The organism is Nitrospirota bacterium (assembly GCA_035516965.1).
In the GTDB taxonomy this organism is placed as follows: Bacteria; Nitrospirota; UBA9217; order UBA9217; family UBA9217; genus MHEA01.
Map to the genome: position 1 here is coordinate 25,132 of DATIZR010000074.1, position 9,744 is coordinate 34,875.

Below are 9,744 nucleotides of genomic sequence, written 5' to 3' on the forward strand. Positions count from 1 at the left end.
AATCAAGAGCAAGGAGATCAGCATGGCGGAACAGCAGGCAGCGAACAACGGAAAAAAGAAAAAGGCGTTCATCATAGTCGGGATCGTCGTGATCGTGGGGGCGATCCTCGGCTACTTCTATTCCCAGTACCGCAGGACCCATGTCTCGACCGATGATGCCTTCATCGACGGCAATATCCACACCATCGCGGCCAAGATCAATGGAACGGTGAAGAGGATCTACGTCGACGACAACCAGCACGTGAAGCAGGGCGACCTCCTGCTCGAGATCGATCCGGAGGACTACAGCGTCCGGTACCGCGAGGCGTCGTCGAGCGCGAATGCCGAAAAGGCGAAGCTGTCCGAGATGGAGAACCGGATCGCGGCGGCACAGGCAAACCTCGAACTGCAGCGTGCCAACTTCAAGCTCGCCGAGATCGAGAAGGCGCGGGCGGAGAGCCTGTTCCAGAAAGAGGTCCTCCCCCGGGACCGGTACGACCGGGCCATGACGAACTATGACGTGGCAGCGGCCCAGGTGAAGGCGGCGGAAGAGCAGCTGCGCACCGCGGAATCGCAGCGGCTGACGCAGGCCTCCACGGCCCGGCAAAAGGAAGCAACGGCGGAGCTGGCCGGGCTCAACTTCCAGTACACGAAGATCTACGCGCCCGCGGACGGCTACATCGCAAAAAAATCCGCCCAGCTCGGCAACCAGATCCAGGCTGGCCAGCCTCTCATGGCCGTTGTGGGGCTGCAGGACATCTGGGTGACGGCGAACTTCAAGGAGACCGAGATGACGAACATCCGGCCGGGTCAGGCGGTCACCATCTCCGTCGATATGTACCCGGGAAAGAAGTTCACGGGCAGGGTCGACAGCATCATGGCCGGTACGGGGGTCAGTTTCTCGCTCTTCCCGCCCGAGAATGCCACCGGCAATTACGTGAAGGTCGTGCAGCGGATCCCGGTCAAGATCGTTTTCGACCAGGGCCAGGACAAGGACCATGTCCTCAGGATCGGCATGTCCGCGGAGCCCACGGTGATCGCAAAATAACTACCGTGCAACCACAGATGAACATACCCTGCTGCTGCCAGGACGTTACAAACCAGAGTTTGCATCCATGCGGCGAAGCCGCGTACGAACATAGCTCCCGCGGTTCTCATCCGTGTCCATCTGTGGTTAAATAAGAACGCAAGCGATTTCGTTCTTTCGCTGTTCCTCGGTGTCAGCTGTGATCTCTTTGGTTAATTTTTTATGAAGTGAGAAGGAATCTCCATGAAACCGGGAGCCAGTCGCGGCCTCATCGCCTTTACCGTGATGCTGCCGACGCTGATCGAGATCATCGACACGTCGGTCGTGAACGTGTCCCTGAACCACATCCGGGGCTCGCTCTCCGCCGGCCTTGACGAGTCGACCTGGACCATCACGGCCTACCTCGTGTCGAACGCGGTCGTCATCCCCATGGCCGGCTGGCTCGCCCGGCTCATCGGAAGGAAGAACTACCAGATCGCGTCCATAGCCCTCTTCACGTTCAGCTCCTTCATGTGCGGCTCGGCCTGGAGCCTCCAGAGCCTCGTCTTCTTCCGGGTCCTGCAGGGCATCGGCGGAGGGGGGCTCGTGCCGATCAGCCAGTCGATCCTGCTCGAAAGCTTCCCGCGGGAGAAGCACGGCACCGCCATGGCAATCTTCGGCATGGGCGCCATGCTCGGCCCCATCGTGGGCCCGCTGCTCGGAGGCTGGATCACGGACAACTGGTCCTGGCGCTGGATCTTCTACATCAACATCCCCATCGGCATCCTGTCCATCATCATGAACAGCATCGTGATCCAGGACCCGCCCTACATGCAGCGCCAGAAGATGAAAATCGACTACTGGGGGCTCCTGTTCCTGGCGGTGGGCCTCGGCTCGCTCCAGTTCGTTCTCGACAAGGGTGAGAGCGAGGACTGGTTCGGGTCGAACCTGATCGTGGCCTTCGCCATCGTCTCGGCCGTGGCGCTGGTCCTGCTGTTGATCAACGAATACTATTCCGAACACCCCATCGTGAACCTGAAGGTGTTCAGGGACCGGACCTTCACGAGCGGCGCCACGGTGATGTTCTTCGTATTCCTGAACCTCTTCGGGAGCATCGTGCTCCTGCCCATCTTCCTCCAGAGCCTCATGGGGTACACTTCGTTCTACGCGGGGCTCGTGCTCGGCCCCGGCGGGCTCGCAACGATGTTCACCATGCCCTTTGCGGGGAAACTTATCAGTAAGGTCAACCCCAAGCGGATCCTTGCCTTCGGGATCCTGGTCTGCGCCTACAGCACCTACCAGATGTCCCGGTTCAACATGACGGCGGACTTCTGGACATTTGTCTGGCCCCGTGTCATTCTCGGGCTCGGCATGGGCATGACCTTCATACCGCTCACGACCATGACGCTGTCGCACATCCCGAAGGAGAACATGACCGAGGCAACGTCCCTGTACAACCTGCTCCGGAACCTCGGCGGCAGCGTCGGAATCGCCTTCACCACGACGATGCTCTCCCGGCGCGCGCAGTTCCACCAGTCCCGCCTCGTGGAGCACCTCTCGCCGTTCGATCCGGCCTACCAGATCGCGCATCAGCGGTTCGGCTCGGCGCTTGCGTCAAGGGGGCTGCCGCCCTCGGGCGCCGACGGCGCACTCTACGGAGAACTGGTCCGCCAGGCGAACACGCTGGCCTTCACCGACGCCTTCCTGACCATCTGCATCCTGATCCTCTGCGTGCTCCCGCTCGTGTTCATCATGCAGCGCGCCCCGGCGCAGGCAGCCGGTCCGCCCGCCGCGCACTGATTCAAAAGACTCATTTCAGACCCCCCCTTCGCTCAAGCCGCGCAGCCGCGGAGAGGACCCTGCCTGCCTTGGGTAATAAAGCAACGAGATGGGAGGGCGGGGCACGTTCAGATGTGTTCGCATGAGAATGCTTCTGGGGGGTGATGGGAGGGGAGTAAATCTGGCGCCGGTAAGGAAGGCGGTCCTGTCCGTCTTCGGCCGGGAAGGGATCCTCAGCGGTCCAGGACTTCACGGACCTTTTTCAGGATATCACTCGGCCGCAGCGGCTTGAACAGCACCGATGCGTTTTCCTCGAGCAGCTCCTTCTGATGCAGCATGTCGGCGGAATATCCGCTGGCGAAGATCACCGGCATCCCGGGCTTCATCCTCCTGATCTCGTCAAAGGCCTCTTTCCCGCTCTTCTTCGGCATGATGAGGTCGAACAGGAGGAGCTGGATCCGGTCGCGGTTCTGGTTGAATTTTATCACCGCGTCCTCGCCGTCGTGAGCGACGATCACCCGGTATCCCGATTCTTCGAGCACCTCCTGCGTGAGCTCCCGCAGGACGGCATCGTCTTCCGCGAAAAGGATCGTCTCGGTGCCGCCCTTTGGCTGTTCGAAAGAGACCGCGCTTTTCTCAGGTGCGGCTTCCGCCGAGATCAGGGGCAGGTACACCTGGAACGTGGTTCCTTCGCCGGGCTCACTGTGCACCGTGATGTATCCGTCGTGCTGCTTGACGATGCCGTACACCATCGCGAGGCCGAGCCCCGTTCCCCTGCCGACTTCCTTGGTCGTGAAAAAGGGGTCGAATATCCGTTTTTGCGTCTCTTGGTCCATTCCGATGCCGGTGTCGACCACCGTGACCATTGCATAGGCGCCGGGGGTTCCGAAGCCATGGGCAAGTATGAACGCATTGTCCAGCTCCGCGATCGCGGTCTCGATCCGGAACGTGCCGCCCTTCGGCATGGCATCCCGAGCATTCGTCGCAAAATTCATAAAGACCTGCTCCAGCTGGTTTGCGTCCGCAAAGAGCGTGACCGGCCCCCCGCTCAGGGACATCCTGACCTCGATATCCTCGCCGATGATGCGCACGAGGAATTTTTCCACCTTCCTGAGAATTGCATTCAGATCGACCTGCCTTCTGTCGATGATCTGCTTCCGGCTGAAAGCAAGAAGGCTCTGCGTGAGCTGCGCGGCCCGGTCCGCGCCCTCCAGCATCTGACGGATGTTCACCCGCTGCGGATCGTCCTCCCTCATCGCCATGAGGGCCAGGTGACCATAGCCGATGATCGCCGACAGGATATTGTTGAAGTCATGGGCGATGCCGCCGGCAAGCGTGCCGATGGCCTCCATCTTCTGCGCCTGGCGGAGCTGATCCTCGAGTCCCTTCTTTTCCGTGATGTCGTTGACGATCTCGATAATGGCGCTGACCTTTCCGGACCCGTCCTTCATGGCATAGGTTTTTGTCTCCACATGCACGGGGTTGCCGGCATGGTCCGCATGCATATGGGAAGAGACTGCGGGCTCTCCCGTCAGGAAGGTGCGCCTGCATGCGCAGGCCTGATTGAGCTCATGGCAGGGCGCATGCACGCGGTGCGTTATTGCATAACAGGGCTTCCCGATGATCGCTTCCAGGGTCATTCCCGACTGCTCGCAGAACGCCCTGTTGGCGGATATGATCCGGTACTCGGGATCGATGACCACAAAGCCCTCGTCAACGCTCTCGAGGATGTTCTTGATGAACTCTTCGGAATGCTTCAGCGCCTCCTGGGCCCGGACGCTCTCGGTGATATCCTGCACCGTACCCAGGGTGCGCAGCGGCGTTCCCGACTCATCATAGAACGTTTCGCACTGCGAGTTGACGTGTTTCACCCGCCCGTCCTTCATCAAGAGGCGATAGGAAACGCTGTAGGGGGTGTGGTCCCGGAGCGAATCCCGGAAGGCCTTATTCACGGCCTCCCGGTCATCGGGATGGATAGAGCCCAGGAAGGCCTCGTAGGATGCGCCGAACCCGGGATCGACCTCGAAAATGCGAAAGGTCTCGTCGGACCAGGCGAGCACGTTGTTCGCGATGTCGAGCTCCCAGGAGCCGAGGCGGGCGATGCGCTGCGCCGTGTTCAGCATGTTCTCACTCTTCCGCAGCACCTCTTCCGCCCGTTTGCGCCGGGTAATGTTGCGGGAGATGCCGAACAGGCCGATCACGTTGCCGTCGGCGTCGTGAAGCGGCCCCTTGGTAGCCATGTACGTGCTAACGCCGTCGGCCGTTGTAAGAGGATCCTCATAGGTCCTGACCTCATCCGCGGCCATCACCTGTTGGTCATTGGCCATGATCTTCTCGGCCTCGGCCGGAGGGAAAAGCGCCCGGTCGTCTTTGCCGAGCACCTCCTCCCGGGCCTTGTTCGCCAATCGGGAAGCTTCCTTGTTGAACAGCAGGTACCGGCCTTCACGGTCCTTGGCAAAGATGGCGTCGGTGGAACTCTCGGCGATGGCATCGAGGAGCTGAAGGGCCCGGAGCTTCTCCAACTGCTCCTGGCGCTGCACGAGAGATAGCTGCAATTCTCCGCGCTGGCGGAACAGGAAAAGCGCGACCGCAGCGATGAACAGCGCCAGCAGGGTAACCAGACTGATCCAGACCGCCTCACGCCTGGCAGCAGCGTAAAGCTCGGTCTTGTCCAGCTTGGCGATCAGGAACCAGTCCGTACCCGGGATCGCCCGCGCCACGCCCATGACCGGCACCGGGCGGTAATCGATACCCTCGATTGCGCTCCCCTGCTTTGCCCTGCCCTGAAGCACCTGCACCGCCAGCAGGTCCGTCTGTTCCATGGAAATGCGAAGCTTGAGGGCAGTGTCTTTCTGGTGGCGCAGCTCGTTGAGAAACAGCACCTGCCCGCTATCGCGCCGGAACAGCAGGGTCTCGGCGCTTGCACTCGGAATCGGCCAGGCCTGGATGTAAGGATAGAGAAAGGTCCTGGGATCGACTCGCAGGGCGACCGCCAGACTGGTCAGGCCATGAGCCTTTGGGAGGGGGGCTACGAAATCAAGGTAAATGCGGGACGGCTGTGGATTCTCAACACGGTAGAGATTGGTGTTCATGACCCGCCCCTCGCTCATGGCGCGGAGCGCTGTTCCGTGCAGTTCAGGAGTGGAGCGCGTGCCGGGCTTACCGGCTGCCAGAACCACCTCTCCCCTGCTGTTGAGCAGCAGAACGTCGTCAAAGGAAAAGGAGCTCCGGTAGCTTTCCAGCAGCTGAAGCAGCTTCGCACGGCTGGCCTTGTCGCCGGAGCTCTGCCAGCGCTGATAGAGCTCGGGAATCATGATGTTGCTGTGCATCGTCTCGGCATCGGCATGGCGTTCCGAGAGCCAGTTCGAGACCTGGCCGGCCTTGAGTTCGCTGATGGCCTGGAGCCGCGCGACCTCCCTGTTCTTCTGCTGACGCACGGCGTAACAGACCCCGCCGGCTCCCGCCGCGATGATAACAACGGCCAGGAGGGAGACCGGGAGGAGCAAGGGTTTGACATCGGAACCGATGAAGAGTCCGGAGGAAATCGCCCGCCCCTGATCTTCGATACACAGCGCCCTCGCCCCCCTGAACTCCGGCGGGCTTGCAGGCGATTCTCTCCCGCCGGCATCCAGACGGCGCGCGAAGCGCCTCATCAGAACAAAGAGCAGCAGCGACGTGACCACAACGAAGGCCCAGCCCTTGAGCATGCTGACGGTCGTCATCAGCCCGGGATCGGCGATAACGAGGCCAAGCAGGGTGTCGGACGCAAAGATCCATGCCGCTGCAAACACCGCGTACAGCAGCACGCTCCGCACGATGGCAAAGGTAGTGGCTTTATCCAGGCCTTTCTTATTCAACGGCGGCATGATACTCCTCACGCGGGGCGGATCAGGATACCCTATGGTCTTTTTCGGGCGCAGGATAATCTCACGTTCAGCATCGAGCGATAGAGCTAGGGAAGGGTTTAACCTGGATGAAAAAGCAATGTGCTGCCTGTCCACCCAATAGGATAATAATATCGTACTTCTGGCGGTTTCGCAAGCCGGAATGATGCAAGGGTCGGCAGGCATTGTTTTATGAATATCAGCAATATGAGACCGTTCTCGGCTTGCGAAAAAGTGTCTTAGCCGAGGCGGCCTGACGAACAGGATGTTAGTACGACTTTGGCTCGCATTGACAGCCAATGGGGGGATACATAAATATTACAAAGGTCGGCGGACTTCGGCCCTGGCCCACTGAGTGTGGATGGCAGGAACAGACGGCATTACCTGCCGGACAACCGCAAACGCTTGTTCTCCAGTATCTGCACTCCCGGTGCGGCCTCCCGCGCGGCCCGCACGAGCGCCGCAGCCACTTGGGAAGCCCGCACGGGCGCATACCCTGGCGGCGCGAGCCAGGCGAACCTTTTGGCAAACTCTTCACCGAACCTGCGCTCCTTCCGGTCTCCCAGGAGGAGCGAAGGACGTGCGATCGTGACCGAAGGAAAGCCGAGAGCAATAACCGCTTCTTCGAGCTCGCCTTTGACCCGGTTATAGAAGAAGCGTGAACGGGGATCCGCTCCAAGGGCGCTCACGAGCAGAAAATGGACGGCGCCCGCAGCGCGCGCCGCCCTGGCGATGGCGAGGGGATAGTCGAAGTCAACCCTGCGGAAGGCTTCCGGAGAGCGGGCCTTCGCGATCGTTGTACCGAGAGCGCTGAAGACAAGGTCGACCTTGAACCAATCGGGATGGTCCTTCAGGTCATCGAAGCCAGTCACCAGTTCCCGGACGCACGGCCGTCTGTCCTCCTCCGGCAGCGGCCGCCGCACCAGCGCCCGCACTTCCACGATTTTTTCGTCGTCTGAAATCAGGCGCAGGATCTCGCTGCCAACAAGCCCTGTCGCGCCCGCAAGCAGAGCAACCCGCTGATTAGTCTCCTCACCGCTATTCATAAGTGCACCCCCGTGTACTGGCTGCCTTCCTGCGATAAAGTATAGCTGACTTTCACTTCGGGACAAGGAACGTCACCGTAAAAAAGGCTGCCCGGGTTCCGGGCAGCCTTTTGCTTTTTTCTCACCCTGAGCGAAGTGAGGGTTGCGTCTATGAAAGGGCGGGACCCTTCGCGGAACTCGTCCTGATGCCTTGGATCAAGACCCTTCTCTGTGCTCAGCGTGACATCGCAGAACGTCTCTGCAAGACGCCCGTGGTTCAGAACAGGTAGGTCACCCCGCTCACAGCCTTGTAGGTCTCCCCCAGCTGGGTCCCGTAGAGGTTGTGCAGGACCGCTCGCAGATAGGTAAGCTCCACGATGCTGTCCTCATTATGCTGCGACAGGAAATGCACTACTGATTCGGCGGCTGTTCGGTCAGATCGGTGAAGAGGATTTGGGAATGCTTTGCCTCGGGAAGGACTGCGTCCGCTGTTGCGGAGAAGGGCGTGTGATGCTCGATCCCGGCGCTCAGGAACGGCATGTCGCCGTTCAAGGAGAGGGCAGGGACCGCGGAATGGCACACATCGAGCGTGCCTATCCTCACGCGGTTGTCAGCGACCACGACCTGCAGCGTGAGCGGCGCCGCCGCGAACGCGAGCACGATCGCGGCAAGAACGATGATGGCTTTCCACCGCATGCAGACACTATAAAGATGGCGGCCTGCTGTTGTCAACCTAAAGTTCCAGTTTTATGTACCCGCCATGAAGCGCTGCAGGATGCCATCAGGCGGAGTTCGAGAAGAGCCGGTGGGTCACGCCCCGGCTGACGAGGTACCCTATAACGTCGGAGGGCTTGAAGAACAGCCGCAGCTTCCAGGTGTTCCTGGTCGCAGCGCTGAACACGCGCTCGTCGAGCGTGTCGATGAAACGCAGGATCTCCTCACGCTCCTCGTCGCTGAAATCGAAGGTGCCGGCCTTTTTCTCCTGCCCGGCGGCTCCCCCTTGGGTCAGCCGGGCGGCGATTTCCCGCGCGGCCCCGTAGTAGGACGCGCCCTCGGACAAGTTAAAGAACCGGGGTACGTTCAGCAAGTGGTTCGAGATCTCGCGCACGTCGGGCAGGTCGCCCACGTGATCGAGAGAGACCCCGAGCTTCTCGGTGCAGAGGGCGATCAGGTTCTTCACCAGGAGGTGCGTCTGGCCCTGGGGCGCCCGGTTGATGACGAGCGCCGGGGTGAAGGACTGCTCGATCTCGCCCAGGATCGGCAGGAGGTCCGGGGCCGCGCGCTCCAGCGTCTCCCCGAACCATTCGAGCGTGAACCGTCTGTCGCTGCCCGCGGTCTTCGTCTCGGCCTCGATGATTGCCGCGATGTCCGGGTGGTTCTTGAAGATGTTCTGCATCCTGCGAAAGAGCGCGCCCTTGATAAAGCTGTAGGCGTTCATCACCGCCCCGGGCTCGGGCGCCGTGATCACAACGCCGCGGTCAGAGATGCCGAAGAAGTCGAGGGTGTTGAAGTGGACGCCCGCGCCGAGGTCAATGATGATGTAGTCGGCCGGGAGCGCCCGCAGATGGCGCATGAGCTTGAGCTTTATCCAGTGCGCGGGGCTCGTGATGCCCGGCACGAACTCGGCGCCGCTGATCAGACCGAGGTTCCGCTCCGGCGTCTCGACGACCAGGTTCTCGAGGGAGGGCACCTTGTTCAGGATGAAGTCCGCGATGGTCGGCGTACGGCCGAGGATGCCGAGGTAGGTGTGAAGATTCGCTGCGCCGAGGTCCAGGTCCGCAAGCACCACGCTGCGGCCTTCGCGGGCCAGCGCGGTGCCGAGCGCAATGGAGAGGATGCTCTTCCCCACGCCGCCTTTCCCGCCGCCCACGGAGAAAATGACGCCGCTTTCGTGAGCTTTTTTCATGGGGTTCACTGTAACAGGTTTTGAAAGGAGAGTAAAGGGGATCCGTCTCTTGTCTCTTGTCTCTTGTCTCTTGTCTCTTGTCTCTTGTCTCTTGTCTCTTGTCTCTTGTCTCTTGTCTCTTGTCTCTTGTCTCTTGTCTCTTGTCTATTGTCTCTTGTCTCTTGT

Annotated in this window: 6 protein-coding genes; 2 read left to right on the forward strand and 4 right to left on the reverse strand. The window is 60.7% G+C overall.

Translation table 11 applies throughout. From position 1 onward, the window contains the following. Positions 1–22: 22 nt before the first annotated feature. Positions 23–1,027 carry an HlyD family secretion protein gene (locus tag VL197_11780; protein HUJ18660.1) on the forward strand — a complete coding sequence of 335 codons (1,005 nt, stop codon included), beginning with the start codon at positions 23–25 and terminating at the stop codon, positions 1,025–1,027. A gap of 222 nt (positions 1,028–1,249) precedes the next feature. Further along, positions 1,250–2,785, forward strand: a complete 1,536-nt coding sequence (locus tag VL197_11785) for a DHA2 family efflux MFS transporter permease subunit (GenBank protein HUJ18661.1) — start codon at positions 1,250–1,252, stop codon at positions 2,783–2,785. A 212-nt stretch (positions 2,786–2,997) separates the two neighbouring features. On the opposite strand, the gene VL197_11790 is transcribed toward VL197_11785, so the two are convergent. From VL197_11790 to VL197_11805, 4 genes are all read right to left on the reverse strand, one after another. Then, the gene (locus tag VL197_11790) at positions 2,998–6,630 is read right to left on the reverse strand and encodes a PAS domain-containing protein (protein ID HUJ18662.1); all 3,633 of its coding nucleotides are present in this window, start codon (positions 6,628–6,630) and stop codon (positions 2,998–3,000) included. A 398-nt stretch (positions 6,631–7,028) separates the two neighbouring features. Further along, on the reverse strand, positions 7,029–7,694 hold the full coding sequence (locus VL197_11795) for an NAD(P)H-binding protein (GenBank protein ID HUJ18663.1): 666 nt from the start codon (positions 7,692–7,694) through the stop codon (positions 7,029–7,031). Between the two features lie 390 nt (positions 7,695–8,084). Further along, positions 8,085–8,369 (reverse strand): hypothetical protein, encoded by a 285-nt coding sequence (locus tag VL197_11800; protein HUJ18664.1) that lies wholly within the window; start codon positions 8,367–8,369, stop codon positions 8,085–8,087. Between the two features lie 85 nt (positions 8,370–8,454). Further along, the gene (locus VL197_11805; GenBank protein HUJ18665.1) at positions 8,455–9,579 is read right to left on the reverse strand and encodes a P-loop NTPase; all 1,125 of its coding nucleotides are present in this window, start codon (positions 9,577–9,579) and stop codon (positions 8,455–8,457) included. Positions 9,580–9,744: the final 165 nt, after the last annotated feature.

Coding starts and splice junctions, on each gene's coding strand:
- VL197_11780 (HUJ18660.1), top strand. CDS start 23: ATGGCGGAACAGCAGGCAGCGAACAACGGAAAAAAGAAAAAGGCGTTC.
- VL197_11785 (HUJ18661.1), top strand. CDS start 1,250: ATGAAACCGGGAGCCAGTCGCGGCCTCATCGCCTTTACCGTGATGCTG.
- VL197_11790 (HUJ18662.1), bottom strand. CDS start 6,630: ATGCCGCCGTTGAATAAGAAAGGCCTGGATAAAGCCACTACCTTTGCC.
- VL197_11795 (HUJ18663.1), bottom strand. CDS start 7,694: ATGAATAGCGGTGAGGAGACTAATCAGCGGGTTGCTCTGCTTGCGGGC.
- VL197_11800 (HUJ18664.1), bottom strand. CDS start 8,369: ATGCGGTGGAAAGCCATCATCGTTCTTGCCGCGATCGTGCTCGCGTTC.
- VL197_11805 (HUJ18665.1), bottom strand. CDS start 9,579: ATGAAAAAAGCTCACGAAAGCGGCGTCATTTTCTCCGTGGGCGGCGGG.